The organism is Myxococcus sp. AM009 (assembly GCF_013372605.1).
GTDB lineage: Bacteria > Myxococcota > Myxococcia > Myxococcales > Myxococcaceae > Myxococcus > Myxococcus vastator.
This window is the reverse complement of sequence record NZ_JABXEP010000069.1, coordinates 18,666-41,863: the sequence shown is the minus strand read 5'-3', so window position 1 is coordinate 41,863 and position 23,198 is coordinate 18,666. Positions and strand designations below refer to the sequence as shown.

At 71.6% G+C, this 23,198-nt stretch carries 16 protein-coding genes; 8 read left to right on the top strand and 8 right to left on the bottom strand.

The features are described from left to right. Window positions 1-3,807 (bottom strand): RCC1 domain-containing protein (locus tag HV824_RS18615; protein WP_255208149.1); only part of this gene is annotated, 3,807 nt, incomplete at its 3' end. Between the two features lie 311 nt (window positions 3,808-4,118). Here HV824_RS18615 and HV824_RS18610 point away from each other — a divergent pair. Both HV824_RS18610 and HV824_RS18605 read left to right on the top strand, forming a co-directional pair. After that, a complete protein-coding gene (locus tag HV824_RS18610) occupies window positions 4,119-5,519 on the top strand; it encodes a metallophosphoesterase (protein ID WP_176423913.1) in 1,401 nt (466 codons plus the stop codon). A 75-nt stretch (window positions 5,520-5,594) separates the two neighbouring features. Next, window positions 5,595-6,179, top strand: a complete 585-nt coding sequence (locus HV824_RS18605) for a TetR/AcrR family transcriptional regulator (RefSeq protein WP_255208148.1) — start codon at window positions 5,595-5,597, stop codon at window positions 6,177-6,179. Between the two features lie 117 nt (window positions 6,180-6,296). Here HV824_RS18605 and HV824_RS18600 read toward each other — a convergent pair whose 3' ends face one another. After that, window positions 6,297-10,787: an amidohydrolase family protein gene (locus tag HV824_RS18600; RefSeq protein ID WP_255208147.1), complete on the bottom strand. Its 4,491-nt coding sequence runs from the start codon at window positions 10,785-10,787 to the stop codon at window positions 6,297-6,299. Between the two features lie 300 nt (window positions 10,788-11,087). Here HV824_RS18600 and HV824_RS18595 point away from each other — a divergent pair, with 300 nt between their 5' ends. Next, window positions 11,088-11,939: a RimK family alpha-L-glutamate ligase gene (locus HV824_RS18595; RefSeq protein WP_176416771.1), complete on the top strand. Its 852-nt coding sequence runs from the start codon at window positions 11,088-11,090 to the stop codon at window positions 11,937-11,939. A gap of 7 nt (window positions 11,940-11,946) precedes the next feature. Here HV824_RS18595 and HV824_RS18590 read toward each other — a convergent pair whose 3' ends face one another. Beyond that, window positions 11,947-13,371, bottom strand: coding sequence for an esterase family protein (locus HV824_RS18590; protein WP_176416770.1), 1,425 nt, complete (start codon window positions 13,369-13,371; stop codon window positions 11,947-11,949). 184 nt (window positions 13,372-13,555) lie between these two features. Between HV824_RS18590 and HV824_RS18585 the strand changes: the two genes are divergently transcribed. Continuing rightward, complete coding sequence (locus HV824_RS18585) at window positions 13,556-14,092, top strand: FHA domain-containing protein (RefSeq protein ID WP_176416769.1); 537 nt, start codon at window positions 13,556-13,558, stop codon at window positions 14,090-14,092. Window positions 14,093-14,135: 43 nt separating this feature from the next. On the opposite strand, the gene HV824_RS18580 is transcribed toward HV824_RS18585, so the two are convergent. The 3 genes from HV824_RS18580 to HV824_RS18570 all read right to left on the bottom strand — a co-directional run bounded on the left by HV824_RS18580 (window position 14,136) and on the right by HV824_RS18570 (window position 17,767). Then, window positions 14,136-15,635 (bottom strand): serine/threonine-protein kinase, encoded by a 1,500-nt coding sequence (locus tag HV824_RS18580; RefSeq protein WP_176416768.1) that lies wholly within the window; start codon window positions 15,633-15,635, stop codon window positions 14,136-14,138. Window positions 15,636-15,761: 126 nt separating this feature from the next. Beyond that, complete coding sequence (locus HV824_RS18575; RefSeq protein WP_176423910.1) at window positions 15,762-16,553, bottom strand: MopE-related protein; 792 nt, start codon at window positions 16,551-16,553, stop codon at window positions 15,762-15,764. A gap of 5 nt (window positions 16,554-16,558) precedes the next feature. Further along, window positions 16,559-17,767, bottom strand: a complete 1,209-nt coding sequence (locus HV824_RS18570; RefSeq protein WP_176416766.1) for a hypothetical protein — start codon at window positions 17,765-17,767, stop codon at window positions 16,559-16,561. 187 nt (window positions 17,768-17,954) lie between these two features. Here HV824_RS18570 and HV824_RS18565 point away from each other — a divergent pair, with 187 nt between their 5' ends. From HV824_RS18565 to HV824_RS18550, 4 genes are all read left to right on the top strand, one after another. Further along, window positions 17,955-18,395: a host attachment protein gene (locus HV824_RS18565; RefSeq protein WP_176416765.1), complete on the top strand. Its 441-nt coding sequence runs from the start codon at window positions 17,955-17,957 to the stop codon at window positions 18,393-18,395. Window positions 18,396-18,497: 102 nt separating this feature from the next. After that, window positions 18,498-20,393: a methyl-accepting chemotaxis protein gene (locus tag HV824_RS18560; RefSeq protein WP_176416764.1), complete on the top strand. Its 1,896-nt coding sequence runs from the start codon at window positions 18,498-18,500 to the stop codon at window positions 20,391-20,393. A 10-nt stretch (window positions 20,394-20,403) separates the two neighbouring features. Continuing rightward, complete coding sequence (locus tag HV824_RS18555; protein WP_176423909.1) at window positions 20,404-21,003, top strand: HAD family phosphatase; 600 nt, start codon at window positions 20,404-20,406, stop codon at window positions 21,001-21,003. Then, window positions 21,000-21,857, top strand: coding sequence for a glycosyltransferase family 2 protein (locus HV824_RS18550; RefSeq protein WP_176416762.1), 858 nt, complete (start codon window positions 21,000-21,002; stop codon window positions 21,855-21,857). Before HV824_RS18555 ends, HV824_RS18550 begins: the two co-directional genes overlap by 4 nt. An 18-nt stretch (window positions 21,858-21,875) precedes the next feature. On the opposite strand, the gene HV824_RS18545 is transcribed toward HV824_RS18550, so the two are convergent. Both HV824_RS18545 and HV824_RS18540 read right to left on the bottom strand, forming a co-directional pair. Beyond that, window positions 21,876-22,523 (bottom strand): glutathione S-transferase family protein, encoded by a 648-nt coding sequence (locus tag HV824_RS18545; protein WP_176416761.1) that lies wholly within the window; start codon window positions 22,521-22,523, stop codon window positions 21,876-21,878. A gap of 51 nt (window positions 22,524-22,574) precedes the next feature. Next, window positions 22,575-23,174: an adenylate/guanylate cyclase domain-containing protein gene (locus HV824_RS18540; protein WP_163784866.1), complete on the bottom strand. Its 600-nt coding sequence runs from the start codon at window positions 23,172-23,174 to the stop codon at window positions 22,575-22,577. Window positions 23,175-23,198 lie beyond the last annotated feature (24 nt).

The following is a 23,198-nucleotide window of genomic DNA, read 5'->3' as shown; positions in this document are numbered from 1 at the left end:
CGAGTGGTGGTCTCCGCCCGCCACGGCCACCACGCCCCCCAGCCCCTCCACCCGGCCTGGCAGGGCGCGCGACTCCGCGGTGGTGCCGTCGCCCAGTTGGCCGAACACGTTGTAGCCCCACGTCCACACCGAGCCGTCCGAGCGCACCGCCAGCGCGTGGTAGCCCCCCGAGCCAATGGCCACCACGTTCTCCAGCCCGGCCACCTGCACCGGCCTCGTGCGCGAAGTGGACGTGCCGTCCCCGAGCTGGCCGAAGCCATTGGCGCCCCACGCCCAGACGGTGCCATCACTGCGCAGCGCCAGCGAGTGCCAGGCGCCCGAGGACACGGCCACCACGCTCGACAGGCCCTGCACCTCCAGGGGCGCGGCGCGGCGCTCGGTGGTGCCGTCCCCCAGCTGGCCGAACGCGTTGCCACCCCACGCCTGCACGGTGCCGTCCGACATCAGCGCCACCGCGTGCTGCTCCCAGGCGCGCACGGTGCGCACGGGCGGGCGGATTTTCGGCCCCTCGATCTTCACCACCATGGGCGTCAGGCGCGGGCCCGTCTCCCCATCTCCGAGCTGACCGTACTCATTGCTGCCCCAGGCGCGGGCGGTGCCGTCCAGCAGCACGGCCACGGAGTACTGCTCTCCCGCGGCCACCGCCTCCACGCCCCGCAGCTCCGGCACCTGCTGGGGCCACATCCACGTCGGCGAGGACGAACCATTGCCCAGCTGCCCCAGCGTGTTGTCGCCCCACGTCCACACCGTGCCGTCGGCGCTCAGCGCCACCACGTGGTGGGCCCCCGCGGACATGGCGCGGATGCCCTTCACGACGGCCACCTGGCTGGGCACGCTCCGCGTGTGGTTGGTGCCGTCGCCCAGCTGGCCGGACGGGTTCGTGCCCCAGGCCCACGCGGTGCCGTCGTCACGCACCGCCACCGAGAAGGCGCGCCCGGCCGCCACGGACGCCACACGCTCCAGCCCCTTCACGCGCACCGGCGTCAGGCTCGGCTCGGTGCCCCCCTCTCCCAGCTGGCCCGAGCCATTCGCGCCCCAGGCCCATGGCGCGCCGTCCTCGCCCACCGCCAGGGCGTGCGTCTCGCCCAGCGCCACGGCCACCACGTTGGAGAGGTGCTTGAGCTGGGTCGGCAGCGCGCGGTCCATGACGGTGCCGTCCCCCAGCTGGCCACTGGCGTTGCCGCCCCAGCTCCACACGGAGCCATCCGCGCGCAGCGCCACCGACGCGTCTCCACCCGCCGCCAGCGCCACCACGCCTTGAAGCCCCTCCACCAGCCCCGGCGTCACGCGCGGGGCGGTGGTGCCATCCCCCAGCTGCCCCCGGCTGTTCGCGCCCCAGGCCCAGACGGTGCCGTCACACGCGAGCGCCAGCGAGTGCCGCACACCGCTGGCGACGGAGCGGACACAGGGCACACCGCGCACGGGCACGGGCGCCGCGCGGTGGGTGGTGGTGCCGTCGCCCAGCTGTCCCGAGCCATTCTCACCCCAGGCCATCACCATGCCATCGGCGCGCACCATCAACGTGTGCGCGCGGCCAACGGACAGCCGGTCCACGCGGCCAATGCCACGCACCTGCACCGGCACGGCGCTCCAACCCGCGGCGCCCAGGCCCAGCTGGCCGAAGCGGTTGTAGCCCCACCCGCGCAACGTCCCGTCCGAGTGCAGCGCGAGCACGTGCAGGTGACTGGGATGAAGCGCCTGGATGCCCGTCAGGCCAGGGATGAGGGCGGGCCGCACGCGCGAGGTGAGCGTCCCGTCCCCGAGCTGGCCATAGCCGTTGGAGCCCCACGCCCGCACCGTGCCGTCACCTTGCAGCGCCATGGAGTGGGAGCGGCCACCGCTGACGGCGGTGATGCCCTGCAGCCCCGGCACCTGCATGGGGCGGAAGCGGTCCGCCCAGGAGCCGTCCCCGAGCTGCCCTTCACCATTGTCGCCCCATGCCCACACCGTGCCGTCGCTCCGCACGGCCAGCGCATGCGCGGAGCCCGCCGCCACGCGGGTGACGTTCGTCAGTCCCTCCACGCGCACCGGCCGCAGCCGCTGCACGCCGCCGCCATCTCCCAGCTGTCCCTCGAAGCCCTCGCCCCACGTCCACACCGTGCCGTCGGACTGCAGGGCCATGGAGAAGTACGAGCCGGCGGCCACCGCCACCACCGTGCCGAGCCCCGACACGCGCACCGGCGTCAACCGGTCCTCCGTCGTGCCGTCGCCCAGTTGTCCCAGCGCGTTGTAGCCCCAGGCCCATACGCTGCCGTCGCTGCGCAGCGCCAGGACATGGCTGCCGCCCGCGGCCACCGCCGTCACCGACGTCAGACCCGACACCGCGACGGGCCGGGCGCGGTCGTGGGTGGTGCCATCTCCCAGCTGCCCGGCGGCGTTGCGCCCCCAGGCCCAGAGTGTCCCATCCATGCCCACGGCGAGCGAATGGTGGGCGGCCGAGGCGACGCCGCGGACGCTGCCGAGCCCCTCCACGCGCACCGCGGCGTGGCGCTCGGCGGTGCTGCCATCACCGAGCTGTCCGTAGGAGTTGCGGCCCCAGGCCCAGACGGAGCCGTCCCCCAGCGCGGCCAGGGAGTGGAAGCTGCCCGTCGCCACCGACGTCACGCCCGCCAGGCGCATCACCGACGCGGGCACCACGTGGCGCTCGGAGCCGCCGTGGCCCAGCTGGCCCGAGGGGCCGCCGCCCCAGGCCCAGAGCGTGCCGTCCTTTCGCAGGGCCAGCGCGTGCTGCGCGCCGCCCACCACCGAGGCCACCGCGTTCAGCCCCGACACCTGCCCCGGCGTGGCGCGGTCGGTGGTGTCTCCATTGCCCAGCTGGCCGGAGCCATTGGCCCCCCACGCGAACACGGCGCCCGCTTCGAGCAGCGCCAGCGAATCCGAGTCCATGGAGGCCACGGCCTTCACCCGCTCGAGCCCCGGCACCTGCATGGGCACGGCGCGGTCATTCCACGTGCCATCACCGAGCTGCCCGGAGGCATTGCTGCCCCACGCCCACACGCCGCCGGCCTTGCCCAGCGCCAGCGCGTGGTAGGTGCCCGCCGCCACCGCGGTGATGCCATTGAGCTGGGAGACCTTCACGGGAGACAGGCGCGGGGTGAAGGTGCCGTCGCCCAGCTGGCCGGAGCCGTTGGAGCCCCACGCGCGCACCGTGCCGTCCTCGAGCACGGCCAGGGTGAAGTCGAAGCCCGCGGCGAGCGCGACCGCGCCCTTCAGCCCGGGGACCTGCTCGGGCGTGAGCCCCGGCTGCGTGTGCCCCCGGCCGAGCTGTCCGTGGAAGTTCGTCCCCCACGCCCACACCGTGCCGTCTTCACGCAGCGCCAGCGAGTGGAAGTCTCCGGCGGCCACCGCCACCACGCTGGCAAGGCCAGCCACCTGCATCGGCGTCGCGCGGTCGGTGGTGGTGCCGTCCCCGAGCTGCCCGGAGCTGTTGCTGCCCCATGTCCACACCGTGCCATCCGCGTCCAGCGCGAGCGAGTGGGCAGCTCCGGACACCACCGACACGATGTCCTCCAGCGCCGCCAGCCGCACCGGCGCCAGCCCCTGGAGGGACAGCGCCGCCCCGCCAAGCTGGCCGGCGCCATTGCCGCCCCAGGCCCACACGTCGCCCTCGGGTGACAGATACAGCGAGTGCTGGGCACCCGCGGCGATGCGCATCAGCGGGGCCGCGACGACCACTCGCTGGGCGCGCGCGGCGTGTGGAGGCTCCGGCGTGGCGAGCTCCCCCGAGGGCTCGCAGCCAACCATCAGCAAGGCGCTCAACAGGCACGTCAACAGGCGGCGTGTTCCCGCCATCAGGTCAGGGGGCATGGGGGTCTCCTCGAGGAGGTGGTGCATTCGCGTCAGCCAGGCGGTTCGCCGTCACACGCGCGGCGACCCTTCAGTGGCTTGCGGGCAGGCCGGTGTATACGGCCAACACGCTGTTACTTGTATCGCGAGAACGGCTCAGGCGCTCTCCTGGCTGCCTGCCGCGAGCGCATGCGGCGTGGGTTCGGGTCGCGTTTGCCCCAGCTGCAAACGTCCCGCGCGGATTGATGCGATGTCCGTGTACGAGTCGTTCACATTTCTTCACGCCGGATTGCGTTGCAGCGCGTCGTGCACGGGTCAGGATGGCGCGCTGCATGGACACCGCGCGCTTCATCCTCTTCGCCCTCGTCACCGGCCTCGCCACGGTCGCCGTCCACGTCTACCTGTACCGGCGCCTCTTCGCGGCCACGTCGGAGCACCGCGCGTGGCGGCGCGTGGGCATGAGCGTCATGACGGTGCTGGGCACACTGATGGTGCTGTCGTGGTCCGTGACGCGCTTCCTCCCCATGGACGCCACCTTCGCCGTGGCCACGGCGGTGTGGACGTGGATGGGCATGGCCATCTACCTGCTGCTCGCGCTCGGAGTGTTGGGCACGGTGCGCAAGGTGACGGCGCGGATACAGCGCTCGCGCGGCGAGCCGGCGGTAGTTGAGTCGCGGGTCGTCGGCACCGCGGACCCGGTGTTCCAGGCGCACGCGGTGGGTGGCTCGGCGCAAGCTGGCGGCACGCTGGCAGCGACTGGCACGGAGTCTATCTCGGTGACTCAAGAGGCCATGGCGACCCGTGGACACGGCGCGGCGGCGACGCGCACCGAAGCCGCGCCGGTGGCCATGGCGGAGGGGCCCGTCGGCGCCACTTCCGCGTCCTCAGCCCCGGTGGATGTGGAGCGTCGACGCTTCCTTGCTCGGGCGACAGCCGGCGGAGCGGTGCTGGCCGCGGGCGGCGTGACGGGCTTCGGGATGTGGAGCGCCTTCCACCCGCCGGTGGTGAACGAAGTGGCGGTGAAGCTGCCGGGCCTGCCCAAGGCGTTGGATGGCTTCAGCATCGTCCACTTGAGCGACATCCACGTGGGACCGGTCATCCGGCGCCGCTTCATGGACGAACTGGTGCGCCGCTGCAACGCGCTACGCCCGGACCTGGTGTGCATCACCGGGGACCTGGTGGATGGCCACGTCGCGTCGCTGGCCCCAGCGGTGTCGGCGCTGTCCGAGCTGAAGTCACGCCACGGCACCTACTTCGTCACGGGAAACCACGAGTACTACTGGAGCGACGCGGCCTGGGCGGAGGCGCTGGAGCGCATGGAGGTGCAGGTGCTGCGCAACCGCCACGTGCGCATTGGTGACACGGCCGCGTCCTTCGACCTGGTGGGCGTGGACGACTGGTCGGCGGGCAAGATGGGATTCTCGCAGGGCTATGACCTCGCGGCGGCGACGGCGGGCCGGGATTCCGAGCGGGCCTCGGTGCTGCTCGCGCACCAGCCGTCGAACTGGAAGGTCGCGGCGCAAGAGGGAATGGGCTTGCAACTCTCCGGGCACACCCACGGGGGGCAGTTCTTCCCCTTCACGCTGGCGGTCTCCGCCATCTGGGAGCATGACGCGGGCTTGTTCACCGAGGGGGACCGGAATCTGTATGTCAGCCGGGGAACAGGCTTCTGGGGTCCGCCGCTGCGCGTCGGAGCGCCGCCCGAGATTGTCCGGGTGACACTGTTGGCGTGATGCATAGATTCGGCGGGTATGGCCAGGGAACCTGCCCAGCGAGAGCTGAAACAAGAGCGTGCCGCGCGCACGCGCATGGACATCCTGGAAGCGGCCATCCACCTCTTCGCGCGCCGGGGATTTCTCGCCACGACCATGGCGGACTTATCCCGCTCCATTCGGATGACGCCCGGAGCGCTGTACTGGCACTTCCCCACCAAGGAAGACCTGCTGCTGGCTGCGGTTGAGGAACTGCACCAGCGCTGCGTCCGCGAGTTCCAACTGCTCGGCGACCACCGCGAGCTGCCGGCACAAGCGCAACTCCAGGCGATTTCCGAGCGGGCGCATCTGCTCCTGCGCGAGCACCGCGAATACGGCATCTTCTTCGCGATGCTCGCAGCGGAAGCGGCTGATTCGAATGACCAGGTGGCGGGGGCCATCCGCGACAAGCTCGCGTTCTACGCGACGACGCTGGAGGACATCATCCGCCATGGGCAGGAGACGGGAGCGTTCCGTCGGGACGTGGATGCACTCCACGCGGCGCACAGCCTGCTTGGCGGCTTCCTGGGAGTGCTCGTGCACCAGAACCTCTTCCGCGCCTCCATGGCCTTTGACCTGCCTGTGGCAGCGCTGAGTTTGCTGATGACGGCTGGAATCGCGCCCCTCTCCACCACTGGGTAGACGCCTCGGCCGCCGCTGAAAATCAAACGGGCGGAACCCCATGTCAGGGTTCCGCCCGTTCTGGACTTCACGGGGACAGGGCTCGCGCTTCAGCCCCGCCCCCCAGTCACCTGACGGCTACGGCAGCGCCGTGATGACGTTCGCCGCGCCAGGGGTGACGGTCGTGGTGAAGGCGAAGTCCGCCATGTTCACGTCCGTGTCGGTCGAGTCCGCGTCCCGGCACAGCGACCCCTGAGCGGTGTTGCTGTCCGCCAGGGTCGCCGTGTCCGCGTCACCCTCACGCAGGTCGAACTTCGTGTCCGTCCCGGCGATGGAGGCGTCCACCACGTGCCCCTCGTAGGAGAGGGAGTCAATCAACGCATCCGAGGCCTCGTCGTACAGGGCCACCGCGTCCGGCGCACCGTTCTGGATGAAGTCGGTGGTCCCCCGCTGCAGCGTGTGCACGCCAGCACGCCCCGCGAGCGGATCGACGACGGAGGCAGCGCCCACGACCAGATACTCCCGAGGCCCCAGGACGCCGCCGTTGACCTCCGCCAGGGCAATCTTCTGGTAGCTCGTCATGTTGTTGCCGTTGACGAACACCAGGAACACGCTGCTCAGCGACGCGGGCGTAGAGGAGTTGTTGTAGATCTCCACGAACTCCTGCGAGTCACCCGCGCCGACCATGTCGTAGTCCACCTCGTTGATGACCAGCCCGCCTTCCGCGGCCAGGATGACGGACACCTGCGCGGTCTGGTCCACCCCGCCGAAGCTCGCCGTGAGCAGCGCCTGCGCGGGGCTGGAGACCTCGTCCGCCGTGAAGGTGAAGGTCGCCGTCGTCGCATCCCGGGCAACCCGGACCGAGGCCGGAATGGACCCGACACCCGTCGCCGGCTCCAGCGTCAGCGCCACGTCCGACTCGTCCGTCTGCGCCGGGCGGTCCAGCGTCACCGTGAAGGTGAACGTCCGGCCCGTCAGCACCGCCGCGGTGGACGGTGACAGCGCGCTGAGCGTGGGCGGAGGCGGGAGCACCGTGAGCTCCGTGGCCCGGGTGATGCCGTACAGCATGGCGTACACCGTGCCCGTGCCCTCGCCCTGCGCGTCCGCCGTGAAGGTGAACGTCACCTCCGTGGCGCCCGCCGGAATCGTCACGGTGGCCGGCACCGTGCCGTAGTTCGGCACGCCCGCACCCGGCACCACCGCCAACTCCACGACGGTGTCCTGCGCGGCCGAACGGTCCACCGTCAGGGTGAACGTCTGCGTCCCGCCCGCCGGAATCGTCACCGCCGAGGACGGCGACAGGGCCGTCAGCCGCGGCGCATCCTGGTCCAGCGTCACGGTGGCGCTCCCGCTGCTCGCGCCGAGGGTCGCCGTCACCGTGCCGGGCGCGGTGGCCGTGGCCGCCGGGTCCGCGATGAAGGAGAACACCGCCTCCGTGGCGTTCTCCGCCACGGTGAGCACGCCGTCCGCCGGAACGAAGGCGCCAAAGCCCGTCGCCGGCTCCATGCTCAGCGCCACGGTGGTGTTGGCGGGCGCCGGACGGTCCAACTGCACGGTGAAGACCACCTCGCCGCCGGGCACCATCGTCACGTCACCCGGGGTGACCCCCACCACTTCGGGCTGCTCGTCGGCACCCAGCACCCGAACGGTGGCCGTCTGCGAGGAGCCACCCAGCGTGGCCGTCAGCGTCACGCTCTGCGCGGGCGCCACCGGCACCACCTGCACCGTCGCGGACGTCTGCCCCGCGGGGATGGTGATGCGGCCGTCCGGCACGCTCAGCGCGTTCTCGTCGGAGGAGGTGATGGTGATGTCGAGCGCCTCCGCGTAGGCGGAGGACAGCGTCACCGTCAGCGCCTGCGGGAAGGTGCTCACCGGCCCCGTGCCACCCAGACGCACGTAGCCGTCCGGACCGAAGCCCGTCAGCGACGGCGGCGGCAGCGGCATGTCCGCCTGGAAGCGCGGCACCAGCTTGGAGTCGTTGAAGTTGTACGTCAGCACGCCGCGCAGCGCGCCGAAGCGCGTGCCAATGGCAGGCACCGCGTAGGCATAGGCCTGGTCGTCAACCATCAGGCCCGGCTGACCGGCGTCACCGGCCTCGTTCACCAGGAACTGGCCGAACTCGTCCACCGCCGTGTTGACCGCCACGTCGCGGACCTCCACGAGCACGCCTTCCAGCGCGGCGGCGCGCGGGCCACCGGTGCGGATGTCCGCCGTCGTCACCACCACCGGCGCGGGCACCTCGTTGCCGGAGCTGCGCTTGACGTACTTGACCTCGGTCAGCTCGGGCAGGCCGAAGTAGAGGGTCAGCACGCCCGTGTGGATGTCGATGCGGTCACCCACCGCGAGGTCACCCTTGGGCGCGTACACGTAGAGACCGGAGTTATCCACGCTCGTGCCCGAGGGCAGCGGATGCGTCTGCACCCAGTAGCCCAGGGAGCTCGCGCCGCCCTTCACCACGGCGGTGACGACGACGTCGGAGATGGACACCGGCCGGCCCACCAGCGGCAGGTTGCCGTCCACGGGCGTCTTCAGCTCGTGGATGGTGGCGGGGCAGCCCAGGTCGCCCGGGTTCGGAACGCTGGAGCACGCATCACACGCGTCACCCTTGCCGTCGCTGTCCGCGTCCGCCTGGTCCGGGTTGGCCACGAACGGGCAGTTGTCCTGCCACGTCACGATGCCGTCGTGGTCATCGTCACCCACGGTGAACGACGTGCAGGCGTTGCCCTCCTCCAGCGGGCAGGGGTCGCACGCGTCGCCAATCCCATCACCGTCCGAGTCCGCCTGCTTGCCATTGTCCATGGGGCGGATGGGGTTGAAGATGCTGGGGCAGTTGTCGGCGGCGCCCACCAGGCCGTCGCCGTCCGGGTCCGCGGCGCGAACCTCGCCCGTGTAGCTGGTGGAGTTGTTCACGCTGGCCGGCCAGCGCGAGTCCAGCGAGGCGCGGCGGGGCGCGCACACCGGCTCGTTCTCCGGCGTCTCACACGCGAACAGCGGGTACTTGTGCGTGGCCCCCGACGTCAGCGCCGCCAGGTCCTTGCCAATCTCCGACTGGAGGCACACTTCCTTCGAGCTGCCGCACACGTCCAGCGTGTCGCAAGCGTCCGCGCCGCGGAGCCCGGCCATCAGCGCCTGGTCTCCGTAGAGCGGCTTGCCGCCGCGCATGGTGAGCACCACGTGCTCGGGGTTCGCGGTGATGACCGCGCGGTGCGGCGAAGCCGCGAAGGTGCGCAGCTGGAAGATGGCCAGGTCGGCCGCCTTGCCCTCGGCGATGCGGCCCGTCTTCTCGAACGTGTCCACCAGGTCCGACGCGTTCGACGTCACCATGCGCCACAGGTCCTCGTCGCTGAAGGTCCGCGCGTAGTGCGTGCTGTTGAGGTAGTCCGCGCACTGCAGCTCGCGCAGCAGGTTCATGGAGCCGGAGCGCAGCCAGTCGGTGCCCAGCGCGATGGTGACCCCCTGGTTCTTGTAGGTCGACACCATGGCCGTGTCGCCGTACAGCGAGATGTTGGAGCGGGGCGACCAGATGAGGCCGGTGCCGTTCTCCGCCATGAGGCGAATCTCCTTCGCCGTCAGGCCGATGCCGTGGATGACGGCGGTGCGCGGCTGCATCACGTTGTTCGGGCCCGTGGAAAGGCAGAGGAACTCGTTGAGCGCCGCGGTGGAGATGCCCTCGGAGACGTGCGGCAGGTACGCGGCCGAGCGCGGCAGCGAGGCCGTCGTCGGCCTCGAACCGTAGTCACAGCCCGAAGCAATCAGGTTGCCGCTGGTGTCACCCAGCGGGAAGGTGTCGGAGTCCACCACGCCTTCGCCCAGGCCTTCCTGGAGGGCGGTGTTGTTCACGTCCACGTTGCGCAGCAGGCCGGCCTGGCCGCCCGCGCCCGCCATGGTGGTGGCGCCCGCCATCATCTGGCGCAGCTCGCCCCAGCGGACGTTGTCCGCGGCGCTGGCCGCGGGGCTGTTGATGCGCGTGTGGCCGTTGCGGCCGGTGCGCCACTCGTGGCGGTGCTCGTAGCGCTCCTCGGTGCCGACGAACGGCTCCATCGGATAGGTGATGTGCTCGTGCGGATTCACGAGGCCCGGAGAGATGACGCCCCCGGGGCAGGACACCTGCGTGGCCTCGGCGGCGCCCGCCGCGGCGGAGCAGTCACAGGCGGCGCACTGGATGACGCCCTGCGCGTCCACCAGCACCTGGCCGCCCACCAGCGTCTCGCCCTCCTTCAGCACCACGCCCGTGAAGAGGCGCGCGGCGGTGCCGGCCTGCGTCACCGCGCAGGTGGCGCCGTCGGGGAGCGCGGGCGCGTTGGCCGCGGGGCACTGGGTCAGCGTCAGCGCGCAGTTCGCCTGACAGCCATCACCGTCCACCGTGTTGCCGTCGTCACAGACCTCTTCGCCCTCCAGCTTGCCGTTGCCACATACCGCGGCCGGCGGGGGCGTCGGCGTACAGTTGGACTCACAGCCGTCGCCGTCCACCTTGTTGCCGTCGTCGCACTGCTCGCCCTGCTCCACGACGTTGTTGCCGCAGACGGCTTGCGTGCAGCTCGCACCCTCACAGCCAGGCTCGTCGCCGCCACATCCGGCGTGAAAGAGGAGGACCGCGCCTAGCGCGGCCAGTAATAAACGTGGGGACATTCGCATCTCGTGGGTCTCCCGGCGGAGCCGGCCGGAGGGAAGGTGACAGGTCCTTGGCACGCGAAGAGCGTACCCCTTGAAACATTTCAGCGACACCTGACCGCACAGGTCCAGTTCCCGAGCGTCCGCGCCCGCGAATGTGCCGTGGAGTACGCCGCCCGCCTCACCTCAAGTGCGGGACGTTCAGTGCCTACCTGTCGGCCTGGCCCGCACCCCACTTTGACGCACCGCGAGAGCCCTGCGCGCAGGCGCCGCGCGCGCTACAAGCCGCGGCAGGTTTCAACATCGGGAGTCCGCGTCATGGACGTCGCTGTCCTCACCTTCGAAGGCTTGCCTCGACTCGACGCGTTCGACGCGTCACTGCTGCCCGCGCTCGCGGCGCTGGGCGTGGATGCCCGGCCCGTCGTCTGGGATGACCCGGCCATGGACTGGCGCACGGTGCGGCTGGCCCTGGTGCGCAACACGTGGGACAGCCACCTGCGCCGCGACGCCTTCGTCGCCTGGGCGGACAAGGTGGGCCGCCTCACGCAGCTCCACAATCCCGCGCCCGTGCTGCGCTGGAACACGCACAAGCACTACCTGCGCGAGCTGGAGGAGAAGGGCGTGTTGGTGACGCCCACCACCTGGGCGCGGCAGGGCGACACGCTGGACGTGGGCGAGCTGGCGAGCAGGCACGGCTGGGACGCGGTGGTGCTCAAGCCCGCCGTGTCCGCGGGAGCGCTCAAGACACACATCTTCCCGCGCGCGGAGGCCCACGCCGCCACCACCCGACTGCTGGAGCTGACCCGCGAGGGCGACGTCATGGTGCAGCCCTACCTCACCGCCTTCGAAACGGAGGGCGAGCGCAGCTACGTCTTCTTCGACGGCGCCTTCAGCCACGCGGTGCGCCGGCCGCCCACGCTGCTGGACGCGCCGCGCGGCTTCTCCGAGCCCACCGCCTTCACGCCCGAGGACGCGGCCGAACTGAGGCTGGCGGAGTCCGTGCTGGAGGCGGTGGGCCGCCCCCTGCTCTACGCCCGCGTGGACGTGGCCACCGACAACGCGGGCCAGTCCCGGCTGCAAGAGTTGGAGGCCACCGAGCCGCGCCTGTTCCTGTCGCTCGACGCGGGGGCCGCGGACCGGCTGGCCCGCGCCATCGTCGCGAAGCTGTGAGGCCGGACTACAGGCCGCACACCGCCGGGTCCTCGTTGCGGAAGCTGCACAGCAGCTTCGGCAGGCGGCGCTTCCAGAAGAACCAGTCGTGCTCGGCGCCGGGCTCGTTCCAGTGGGCCACGGCGTAGCCGCGACCGCGCAGCGCCTCCACGAGCTGCAGGTTGGACTGGCAGTCGTCCCCACCCGCCTCGCCGTCCCGCGTGCACCCCGCCACCGGCGAGCCGTGGTCCACGTAGAAGCGCACCGGCACCACCGGCTCCTGGCCCGCGCGGACCACCATCGCGTTGCCGTCGTCGCGGTCCACCTCGCCGTCGTGAGGCCAGAACAGCGTGCCGGACTGGGTGCCCACGAAGCCGAACTCCTCCGGCATCTGGAAGCCCGCGTACACGGAGATGAGGCCGCCCAGCGACGCACCGGCGATGCCCGTCTCCTGAGGCCCCGTCTTCACGCGCCAGGCCGCCTCCACGCGCGGCATCAAGTCATCGCGGAGGAAGGCGAGGTAGTCATCCCCGCGCGGCGTGGGCCAGCCGGGGGCGCGCGCGGGCGGGAAGGTGTACTGCGCCAGGCGCACGGACTGGTCCGGCAGCGCCACGAAGACGAGCACCGCCGCGTCCGCCGGCCGCGCCGCGTAGTGCGCGTCCGCCGCCTCCGCGAAGGACTCGCGCGTCAGGCTCTCATTGCCGTCATGGAGGTACATCACCGGCAGGGCCGGGCACTCTGGTCCGTCATACGCCGCCGGCGTGTAGACGAAGACGTCGCGCGCATCCCCCAGCACCGTGGCGGGCACGCCGTACCACGCGGTGAGCCGGCCCTTCGTGGCGTCCTGGAGCCCCGGGTAGACGAGCGAGTTGAACTGCCCCACGTCGTACCGGTTGAGGTTGTCCCACGCGACGTGGCGCGCGCCCGGGTCCGCGATGAAGTCACCGTCCTTCACCAGCTTGTACGGCTGCGGACCGGTGCGCGGCACCTCCACCTCCGCCACGTACAAGTCGGTGTCCCGCACCTGCACCAGGGGCGTGGCCGTGGCGGACCAGCCGTTGAAGTCACCAGCGACGAAGGTGTCCCGGCCAGCCTCGCCCCGCACGAAGAAGGCCACGCGGGGACGGCCCGCCCTGGCGTCACTCACCAGGGGCCTGCCGCCCTGCTCCTCCACCTCCGCCACGAAGCGGTCGATGGCCTCCGTGCGCTGCGCGGAGGACGTGGCGCGGCTCATCTCCAACTGCAGCCGGGTGAGCAGCGTCATGGGCGCGTTGTGCACCGTCGTGCTCCGCTGGCAGGCCCAGGGCTCCTGGGTGCCCGCGTCCGGGCGCGTGCCGGCGTCCGGGTACGTCTCCGTGGAGGGAGGCGGCGGCGTGGGGGCCGGTGGGGAGTCGTCTTCACAAGCCACCAGCACGGCGGCGGCGCAGAACACGGCAGCGAGCAGGCGACGCATCGAATCTTCCAGGAGGCAGGGGAGGCCTTGTCCGGGGACAGGAGGCGGTCGCGGGTGTACTACAGGGGTCGGCCCGTGCGCGAGTGGGGCATCCCACCCGGCATCTGGCCATTCGTTGACATCCCATGGCCCCCCGCGCGCACGTTCTCGGGCCGCGACGGGGGAGGAAGGCTATTCAACCCGCATGGCTCGCGCTCTGCTGCTCTCGCTGCTCGTGAGGCAGCACATGGCTCTCAAGGAGAAGTTTCGCGCCAAGTACCCACACCCGTGGCTGGTGTGGGAGGCGGGCGCGTGGAATGTCCCCGAAGTGGTGGAGGGCAACGTGGCCGCCACGCGGCTGCCGCTGACGGACCTGCGGGACTGCCTGCCCGCGGGTGACGCACTGTGCTTCGAGCTGGTGGGCCACACGGACGGAAGTCCGCTGCGGCTGGGCCGGGCCTCGAACAACGCGCTGGTCGTCAATGACGCCACCGTGTCGCGCGAGCAGCTCCACCTGTCCCCCACCCTGGAAGGACGCTGGACGGTGACGCGCGTGGCCGCCTCCCGGCCGGTGACGCTGGGCGGCACGGCCCTGGAGCCGGAGCAGCCCACCGTGCTCCAGCCCGGCGTACCGCTGAACGTGGGGGACGTGCGCCTCACCTTCCACGAGGCGGAGGACTTCAACGAGCGCATTGGCCGCATCGCCGCCCAGGTGCTCGCCCAGACGGCCGCGCCGCGCTGAGCGGACACGGGCCCCGCCACCCAGGGCGGGGCCACCGCGGCACCTACTGCGTGACAGGGCGCGCGCGGCGCTTGTTGCCCGTCACGCGCTGCGTCCCCGCCGCGGGCTGCTGCCGGGGCGAAGGCAGCGCCTTCACCAGCGGCACCTCCAGCTCGGCGTGCTTGTCCAGCTCCACCATCCGCTCCAGCGGGGCATAGCCGGCCAGCTCCACGCGCAGGCGCAGCGGCGCGGACTCACCGGACACCTGCTTCACCAGCGGCGTCACGCCCAGCAGCTCGCCCGTGTCCAGACGCAGCACCTGCGCGCCCTCCGGGAAGGAGCGCACCGTGAGCGTGACGGGCGGAAGCAGCCGCGGCGCGGCGGCGGGCGCGGCCGGGGCTTCGGCGACGGGCCGGCCCATGACGCCGGCCACCGGGGCCTCGGCGGGGGCGGGCGCTGGCTGCATGCCGGACCAGGTGACCACCGCGGCCACCACCCCCAACGCCGCCGTGCCCACCGTCACCGCCGCCCGGCGGCGCCAGCGCCCCGTCACCGCCACGCGCAGCTTGTGCGTGGGCCGCTCGGAGGCCTCCAGCGCCAGCTCCGCGGGCGTCGGCGCCTGGGCGGACGCGGGCAGCAGGAGGAGCGCCGTCGTCACCTCCGCCAGGCTCTGCGGCCGGGCCTCGGGCTCCTTGGCCAGGCAGCGCATCACCAGCTCCGCCAGCTGCGGCGGCACGGGCTCGCCGGACGGCAGGTGTGAGGGCAGCGGCGGCGGCGGCTGGGTGATGATCTGCACCACCAGGTGACCGAAGGCCGGCGCCTGGAAGGGCGGCTTGCCGGAGATGAGCTCGTAGAGGATGTTGCCCACCGCGTAGATGTCGGAGCGCGCATCCACCGGCAAGCCCGCGGCCTGCTCCGGCGCCATGTACGCGGGCGTCCCGATAATGGTGCCGTCCAGCGTCCCGGTGGTGCTCCCCTCGACGGTGAGCAGCTTCGCCACGCCGAAGTCCAACACCTTCACGAAGTCCGGCTGGCCCGCGCGGTGGATGACGAAGAGGTTGTCCGGCTTCACGTCCCGGTGCACCACGCCCACCAGGTGGGCCGCGCCGAGCGCGGCGCACACCTGCACCACGAAGCGCTGGATGCGCGCCAGCGTCAGCGGCTCCGCCTGCGCCAGCGAGCTCAGGCTCTGCCCGCGCAGCAGCTCCATCACGCAGTAGACGTGCCCGCCCGTCGCGCTCTCGTCGACGAAGTCGAAAATCTCCACGATGTGCTCGTGGTTGATTTGATTGACGGTGCGGGCCTCCTGGAAGAAGCGCCGCACGAAGCCGCCGTCCCGCGCGTGCTCCGGCCGCAGGACCTTCAGCGCCACCTGCCGCCCCAGCCGCGCGTGCCGCGCCTGGAACACCCGGCCCATGGACCCTTCGCCCAGGAGCTGCTCCAACTGGTAGTTCCCCAGCGTGGAGCCCTCCTGGAGCTCGTCACTGGCTCGGGGCCCCGCGTCACTCACGGTGGCCTCGGCACGGGACTGCACGGTCTGCATGAAGGCGTCATCGGAGCCCATGGTGAGAAGAAATTTCCATGTCCGGGGCAAACAGCAACCCTTGATCCGCGCTCTGTCTTCCCAGGGACGCCCTCCCCACGCACCGAGTGCGGGATGGCGGACAGAGGCGCGCGGGCGAGGGCTTCATCACGAACAGACTCCGTTCACCTGGCAGCGCGGGTAGTCGTTGTCGTCATCCGACCTGAGCGGCCCGCACTGCGTCTCCACGGGGCAGTCCGCGCGGTCCGCGCAGTCCGCCAGCCCGTCCCCGTCATCATCCTCGCCGTTGGCGCAGCTCATCTCCGTCTTCGAGCCCTCCTGGCACACGCACTGCGGACCACACGACTGGCCGTCGCAGTCCGCGCGGTCCTGGCAGTCCGTGAAGCCGTCCCCGTCATCGTCCTGGCCATTGGCGCAGTCCAGCTCCTGCCGGCGCACGCACTCGCCATTCACGCAGTCCTGCAGGAAGGAACAGTCGTTGTTGCAGGCGCCGCAGTGGCCCGGGTCCGTCTTCAGGTCGAAGTCCTCGTCCACCGCCCCGTCGCAGTCTTCATCCAGGCCGTTGCAGGTCTCGAGACCGGGCAGCACCTGCCCCACACACGCGATGCTCGCCTCCCGGGTACAGATGGACTCACCCGCGTGACACAGCCCCACGTCGAGCGTGCCCTCCGGTCCCGTGTAGCAGGCGGTCTCCAGATTATCGACCCGGCCGTCGCAGTCGTCGTCCAGGCCGTTGCAGACCTCCGCGGGGTCCGGCAGGCAGCAGTACCGCGGCCCGTCGTCGGGCAGGGACGTGCAGACGTAGCCGTCACCGCCGCAGTCGGCGGTCTCCGTGCACGTGTAGGGCACGTCGTCCGGGAAGCTCACCGTGCAGCCCACCGCGCCCGCGACGAGCAACAGGCCACACCACACGCGCAGCCGGGATTCGAAGGTCTTCATAGGTTCTAGAAACTCCCGCCGACCATGAGGTGCAGCGACGTGGAGGCGCCACCGCTGCTTCCAGGCGCCACGGACGTCGAGGCGGGCGCGCCGCGCGCGGGCACCAGCACCAGCCACGCCACGCTGCCCGCCGTCACCGCGCCGCCGCCCACCAGCAGCGCCGTGGCCAGGTTGGCCTGGGACTGCGCGTCCAGCCGCTCCTTGCGCGTGACGTCGAACACCCCGTCCCCATCCGCGTCACCTCCGCGCTTCTCCACGTCCTTGGCGGCCAGGCCCATCACCACACCCGCGCCCACCGCGGCCAGCCCCACGAGCGCGGTGTAGAGCGCGGGCCGCTTGAAGAGGGACTCGCGAGGCGCCTTCCGGGAAGCCCCCACGCCGGCCACGGACTCATCGGGAGGCCCCTCCGGCGCCGGACCGGAGAGCTCCAGCATGACGTCCACCGTCTCGCGCGCGCCGGGCCGCAGGTCCAGGGTGCGCGTCCGGGTGCCGTACTCGTCCGCGGACACCTCCAGCGCCACCGCGCCGGGCGCCTGGCGCACCTCCACGCTGCCCACGCCCACGATGCGCTCGCCCACCTTCACCACCGCCTGCGGCACGTTGACGTTCACCGTCAACATCGCGCGCGGCCGGGCCAAGGCCGTCAGGCGCTTGGACAGCATCGCGGCGGCTTCGTTCACGAAGTCCTCGTCGCGCGGGTTGCGCCCCGTCACGAAGTCCTCGTGCACCACGCGGCGGTCCCTGTCGTAGGTCCACGTCCGCAGCGTCCAGCCCGCGTCCTCCAAAGACAGCCGCGCGGTGGTCAGCAGGTCCGCGTCCAGCAACTCCGCGGGCTCGGCGAAGCACGCGGCCTCCGCGCAGCGCACCGCCGCGTCGTAGCCCTCCGCCAGCCGCTCACGCGTCTCCACCAAGTCCGACGCCTGCGCCACGCTGACGGAGGACAGCGTCCCACGCGCCAGGGCCTCCAACCAGCTCGACGCCTGCTGCGCGCCCGCGCGCTCCGTCGCGTACAGCCCCACCAACGCGAAGCGAGGCAGCAGGTCCGCGTCTGGATTGCTGGGACGCAGGTCCAGCCCCATGTCCATTCCCGGCTGCTCGGCGGGGGCGTCCGAGGTGAGGTCCAGGCCCAGTCCACCCTGTTCCTGGGCCCACGCGGGAGCGGCCAGCAGCGCGAGCGCCAGCAGGGCGGTGACGGGAGCAACGGGAATACGCATGGCCCCCCTTGTATCGCGACGCTCCGCGCAACGGAATGAGACGCCCCCAGTCTCCGCAAAACCCGTCAAGGACGCGCGGCCCGGCTGCCTGCCCTCCGCGCGGCGGGCGCGCGGCTCGTCTGGGGAAGCTTGCCTTGGCCCCGCAGGGTCCGCATCTCCCACTCTATAGCGCAAGGAGACGCACGACATGGCGAATGGGACGCTCTGGATTCTGGTGGGGAACGCGAGCCGGGCCCGCCTCTTCGCGACGGACGCGAAGGCGGAAGAGGACTGGCGGCTGGTGGAGGAGTTCCACCACGACGAGAGTCGGGCCCATCAAGGCGAGCTGCTCCAGCAGGCCGACAACCCCAACGCCGGCACGCTCCACCGTCCACCCGTGGAGAATGAGCCCGACGGGCGCAAGGAGCTGGAGCACGACCGCTTCGCCCGCGAGCTGTCGGTGTTCCTGGACCAGGGGCATGACCGGCACGACTTCGACAAGCTGGTCATCGCGGCCCCGCCGGGGTTCCTGGGGAGGATACGCCGCGCGCTGAGCACCCGGGTCCGTCAGCGCGTCCTCCTGGACGTGGACTCGGACTACTCCAGCGTCCCCGCGAAGGACCTGCCCGGCCGGGTGCCTGTCATCTGAGCTGAGCAGGCAAGCGCGGGGGTGCCCTGGAGACGCGGGGCTCTGGTATAGGACGGGGGCCGACCTTTCTGGGAGGCCCCCGCACGCTGCCCGCCGCGCCACATGGCCCTTTCTCTTCCTGGAACCAAGTCCCTTCGCGGGCGCCTCACGCTCTACGCGACGCTGCTGTCGGTCGTCCCGCTGCTGACGCTGACGTGGCTCCAGGCCCGCAGCGCGCGGCAGGTGATGGAAGAGCAGATTCGCGCGTCGCTGCTGAGCGAAGCCGAAGGCGTGAAGGACCTGCTGGAGGCCACGCTGGCCGAACGGGAGGCCAGCGCCCGCGGCTGGTCCGAGGACGCCGCGGTCCGCGCCGCGCTGCGGGGTGACGTCGCGCCCTCCGACGCCATGCTCGGCGTGCTCCAGAGCCGCTACCTCACCCTCAACGGCATCGTCGTCTTCGACGACACCGGCCGAGCCATCTCCGCCAACACGCCGGCCCTGCGCGACGAGTACCTGCGCCGGCAGGACGAGGTGCGGCGCAGCCCCTGGTTCGTGGAGGCCCAGCAGGGGCGCACCAGCAGCGAGGGCATCACCGAGGAGCACCCCATCTTCACCGGCCACGTGCTGTCGCTGGCCTTCCCGGTGCTGGACCCGGTCTCCAAGCACCGGCTGGGCGTGCTGCTGGCCGCCTTTGACTGGACCCACGTGGACCAGCTGGTGCAGCCGGCGCTCGCCCGCGCCCACCAGCGCGCGCTGAAGAGCTTCGCGGTGAGCCTCCAGCGGCCGGACGGCGCGGTGCTGTATGACTCACGCGGCGCGAACGCCCAGGGCAATGACAGGCTGCTGGCCGTCACGGCCGTCAACGGCACGGACGTGCGCGACGTGGCCGACGGCTGGCACTTCGTGGCGCGCGTGGACCCGGCGGAGGCCTACGCCCCCGTGGAGCGCGTGAGCCGGGTGGCGCTGCTGATGGCGGTGGGCTTCATCGTGCTGGCCGTCGTGGGCGCGTGGCTGCTGTCGCACCGCATCTCCGGTCCGGTGCTGGCCCTGCGCGCGGCGGTGACGCGGCTGGTGAGCGAAGGCGACCTCACGCAGACGCTGGACGTGAAGGCCGGCAACGACGAGGTGGGCGAGCTGGCCGGCGCCTTCGGCCTGCTGGTGTTCCAGCTGCGGGAGACGGCGCAGAGCCTGCACACCGGCACGCGCGTGCTCAGCGAGACGGTGGCGGAGCTGCAGACGGCGTCGACGCAGCAGGAGCGCAACGTGGCCCGCCAGGCCGCGGCCCTCCAGCAGACGCAGGTGACGGCGCAGGAAATCAAGCAGACGTCGGTGCTGGCCTCGGAGAAGGCGGAGGACGTGCTCAAGCGCGCCTCCATGGCCGAAGAGGTGGGACGCGCGGGCGAAGGGGCCATCCGGGACAGCCTGGGCGGCTTCTCCGAAATCCTGTCCCAGGCCGAGCAGATGACGGAGCGCATCGCCCAGCTCAACGAGCGCACGCAGCAGATTGGCGGAATCACGCAGACGGTGAAGGACCTGGCGGACCAGTCCAACATGCTGGCGCTCAACGCCGCCATCGAGGCCGTCCGCTCCGGCGAGCACGGCAAGGGCTTCAACGTGGTGGCGCGGGAGATTCGCAGCCTGGCGGACCAGTCCATCCAGGCCACGGACCGGGTGCGCGAAATCCTGGGCGACCTGGGCAGCGCCATCCTCTCCACCGCGAAGATGACGGAGCTGGGCCACACGAACATGGAAGCCGGCCTGGAGCAGGTGCGCGGCACCGGCGAGCGGCTGAAGGAGCTGGCCGCCATCATCCAGGACAACGCCACCGCGGTGCGGCAGATTGCCGGCGCGGTGAGCCAGCAGAACGCGGGCATCGCCCAGATTTTCAGCGCGGTCACCGACCTGTCCTCCATGATGAACGACACCCAGGAAAGCCTGGCGGCCACCACCCGGGCGGCGAAGCTGCTCCAGGACGTGTCCGAGCAGATGCAGGACGTGGCTCGCGCCTATCGCATCTGAAGGAGCTCGCATGGCGCAGGTGAAGGCAGTGCTGTTGGACCTGGGCAACGTCCTCGTCTTCCACGACAACACCCTGCTCTTCTCCCGGCTGGGCGCCCGCGCGGACCTGGAGGCCGCGGAGGTGGCCCGGCGCCTGACGGGCGCGGGGTGGACGGACGCCAACCGGGGCGTGCTGGGCGCGGAGGGTATCCGCCAGGACGTGTGCCGCGCGCTGGACGTGGACCTGCCCATGGCGGAGTTCGCCCCGCTGTGGAGCAGCCACTTCACGCTGCATGACGCCGTGCTGCCGCGCGTGGAGGCGCTCCTGGGCCGGGTGCGCGTGGGGCTGGTGTCCAACACCAACGCGCTGCACGTCGCCCACCTGCGCCCGCTGCTGCCGGTGCTCCAGCGCTTCGACAGCGTGGTGATGAGCTGCGAGGTGGGCCACGTGAAGCCGGAGCCGGACATCTTCCGGCTCGCGCTGGCGGGCGTGGGCTGCGCCCCGGAGGAGGCCGTCTTCTTCGATGACCTGCCCGAGTTCGTCCAGGCCGCCGAGGCCGTGGGCCTGCATGGCCGGCTCTTCACCACCGCTGACGCCTTTGACGCGCAGCTCGAGGCCCTGGGTCTATGAAGCTGGGCGGCTACGTCCTCCACCGGAACAACCGGGACACGCTGGAGCCGTGCCTGCGCGGGCTGCTGGCCCTCTGCGACGACGTGGTGGCGCTGGACTCCGGGGCCACGGATGGCTCGGCGGAGCTGGTGCGCTCGCTGGGCGCGCGCTCCGTGCCCCATGCGTGGCGCGGCTACGGCGCCGCGCGTGAGACCGCGGTGAACGCCCTGGCGCCCTGTGACTACGTCTTCTTCCTCGACTCGGACGAACACCTGGAGCCCGAGGCGGTGGAGACGCTGCGCGCGTGGAGGGCCACCTCGCCCACGGCGGCCGTGTACCGGCTGCCCCGCCGCGACTGGGCCGAGCTGGGGGCGCGCCGCTTCCGCTACCGCACGCAGTGGCGGGCGCGGCTGGTGCGCAAGGACAAGGCCGTGTGGCGGCCGGAGCAGATTGTCCACGAGGCCCTGCCGAAGCTGGCGGGCGGGCGCGTCCACGCCTTCATCGAGCACCGCTTCGCCACGTCGGTGGAGTACCGCGCGGTGAAGGAGGACCGCTATGCCCTGCTGTGGGCCCTGCGCGCCCATGCCGAGCAGCGCGGCCTCAAGCCGGTGGGCGTGCAGCGCCTGGCGTCCTGGGCGCGCGACTGCCTCCTGAAGGGGGCGTTGTGGCGCGGCGGCGCGGCGGCCTCCCGCCTGGCCTGGGCGGTGGCGGGTTACCACGCCACGAAGTACGCGTACCTGCGCGAGCTGCGCCAGGGCCGCTACCCGGAGCTGACGCGGCTCTACGCGGAGGGCCGCTACGACGCGCTGTTCGAGCGGGTGCGCGACGGCGCCACCCGAATCGAAGAGGTGACGCCGGCCCCCGCGAGCAGGTAGCGCGTTGAGGGCGGAGGCTCAGTCGTACTTCGGGATGCCGGGCTCGCTCCGCCCTTCCTCGGTCCACTTCTGGAGCGCGGGCAGCGCGAGCACCGCGTCGCGGTAGGCCGCGCTCACCGCGTCCAGCTCCACCCCGTAGGTGACGAAGCGGGTGACGACGGGCGCGTAGAAGGCATCCGCGATGGAGAAGCGGCCGAAGAGGAAGGGCCCGCCCTGGCCGAAGCGGCCGCGACAGTCCTTCCAAATGGCCTGGATGCGGGCGATGTCCTCCGCCACGCCGGGCGCCCGGCCCTTGCCCGGGCTGCGCGCGCGCAGGTTCATGTTCATGTGCTGCCGGAGCGCGCCGAAGCTGGAGTGCATCTCCGCGGTGACGGCGCGGGCCACCGCGCGGGCCGCCGTGTCCTGGGGCCACAGCCGCGCCTCGGGGAAGGTCTCCGCGAGGTACTCACAGATGGCCAGCGAGTCCCAGATGCTCAGGTCGCCGTGCTGGAGCACCGGCACGCGCTTGCTGGGGGAGTACCGGGCAATCCGGTCCTCCGTGTCCGGCACTGCCAGCGGAACCACCACCTCCTGGAAGGGCTGCCCCGTGTGGGCCAGCGCGAGGTAGGGCCGCAGGGACCAGGAGGAGTAGTTCTTCGAACCGACGACGAGCGTGAGCTGGGGCATGGGGCGGCCTCTATAACGCCGCTCGCCCAGGCCCGCCCGCGCTTGTGCGCGTCAGTGCGCCGCGCTCCGGCGCCCCCAGAAGGAGCGCATGCGCGACAGCAGCGGCATCCGGCGGCGGTGCTCGGGCGGGTCGATGCGGTAGACGGCCACGGGCAACCGGATGTTCTTCATCTCGCCACGGCCCAGGCGAACCGGCGGTGAAGCCAGACGGCCTTCCACCTGACGCGCCACTGTCTCGCTGACATAGAGCGTGCCGGGACGGGCCAGCGCCTCGATGCGCGCGGCCAGGTTGACGCCTTCGCCAAACACGTCACCGTCGCGGTGGACCACCAGGCCCAGGTGGACACCCACGCGCAAGACGACCCGGCGCTCCGCGGACACGTCTTCGTTGCGGGCTTCCAGGACGCGCTGCAATTCCAGACCGAAGTCCACCGCCGAGGGGCCGCCCTCGAACTCCAGGAGGAAGCCATCCTCCATCCGCTTCACCTCGCGCCCACCATGGCGCGGCAACAACTCACGGACGAGCAGCGCATGCTCATCCCGCATGTCGTTCTGGAGCGATTCGTCACGCCATGAGAGCCCATCAGGGCCCTCAATGCCCGTGAAGAGAATCGCCGATAGTTTCCCGGGTTCTGGAGCCTCCACCACCATCGTGCATCTCCCCTTCCCCCCCGG

Bases quoted from the DNA above. Each gene is read 5' to 3' on its own strand.
- HV824_RS18610 (WP_176423913.1), top strand. From the start codon at position 4,119: ATGGACACCGCGCGCTTCATCCTCTTCGCCCTCGTCACCGGCCTCGCC.
- HV824_RS18555 (WP_176423909.1), top strand. From the start codon at position 20,404: ATGGCGCAGGTGAAGGCAGTGCTGTTGGACCTGGGCAACGTCCTCGTC.
- HV824_RS18605 (WP_255208148.1), top strand. From the start codon at position 5,595: ATGGACATCCTGGAAGCGGCCATCCACCTCTTCGCGCGCCGGGGATTT.
- HV824_RS18545 (WP_176416761.1), bottom strand. From the start codon at position 22,523: ATGCCCCAGCTCACGCTCGTCGTCGGTTCGAAGAACTACTCCTCCTGG.
- HV824_RS18575 (WP_176423910.1), bottom strand. From the start codon at position 16,553: ATGAAGACCTTCGAATCCCGGCTGCGCGTGTGGTGTGGCCTGTTGCTC.
- HV824_RS18585 (WP_176416769.1), top strand. From the start codon at position 13,556: ATGGCTCGCGCTCTGCTGCTCTCGCTGCTCGTGAGGCAGCACATGGCT.
- HV824_RS18570 (WP_176416766.1), bottom strand. From the start codon at position 17,767: ATGCGTATTCCCGTTGCTCCCGTCACCGCCCTGCTGGCGCTCGCGCTG.
- HV824_RS18540 (WP_163784866.1), bottom strand. From the start codon at position 23,174: ATGGTGGTGGAGGCTCCAGAACCCGGGAAACTATCGGCGATTCTCTTC.
- HV824_RS18565 (WP_176416765.1), top strand. From the start codon at position 17,955: ATGGCGAATGGGACGCTCTGGATTCTGGTGGGGAACGCGAGCCGGGCC.
- HV824_RS18595 (WP_176416771.1), top strand. From the start codon at position 11,088: ATGGACGTCGCTGTCCTCACCTTCGAAGGCTTGCCTCGACTCGACGCG.
- HV824_RS18600 (WP_255208147.1), bottom strand. From the start codon at position 10,787: ATGTCCCCACGTTTATTACTGGCCGCGCTAGGCGCGGTCCTCCTCTTT.
- HV824_RS18590 (WP_176416770.1), bottom strand. From the start codon at position 13,371: ATGCGTCGCCTGCTCGCTGCCGTGTTCTGCGCCGCCGCCGTGCTGGTG.
- HV824_RS18560 (WP_176416764.1), top strand. From the start codon at position 18,498: ATGGCCCTTTCTCTTCCTGGAACCAAGTCCCTTCGCGGGCGCCTCACG.
- HV824_RS18580 (WP_176416768.1), bottom strand. From the start codon at position 15,635: ATGGGCTCCGATGACGCCTTCATGCAGACCGTGCAGTCCCGTGCCGAG.
- HV824_RS18550 (WP_176416762.1), top strand. From the start codon at position 21,000: ATGAAGCTGGGCGGCTACGTCCTCCACCGGAACAACCGGGACACGCTG.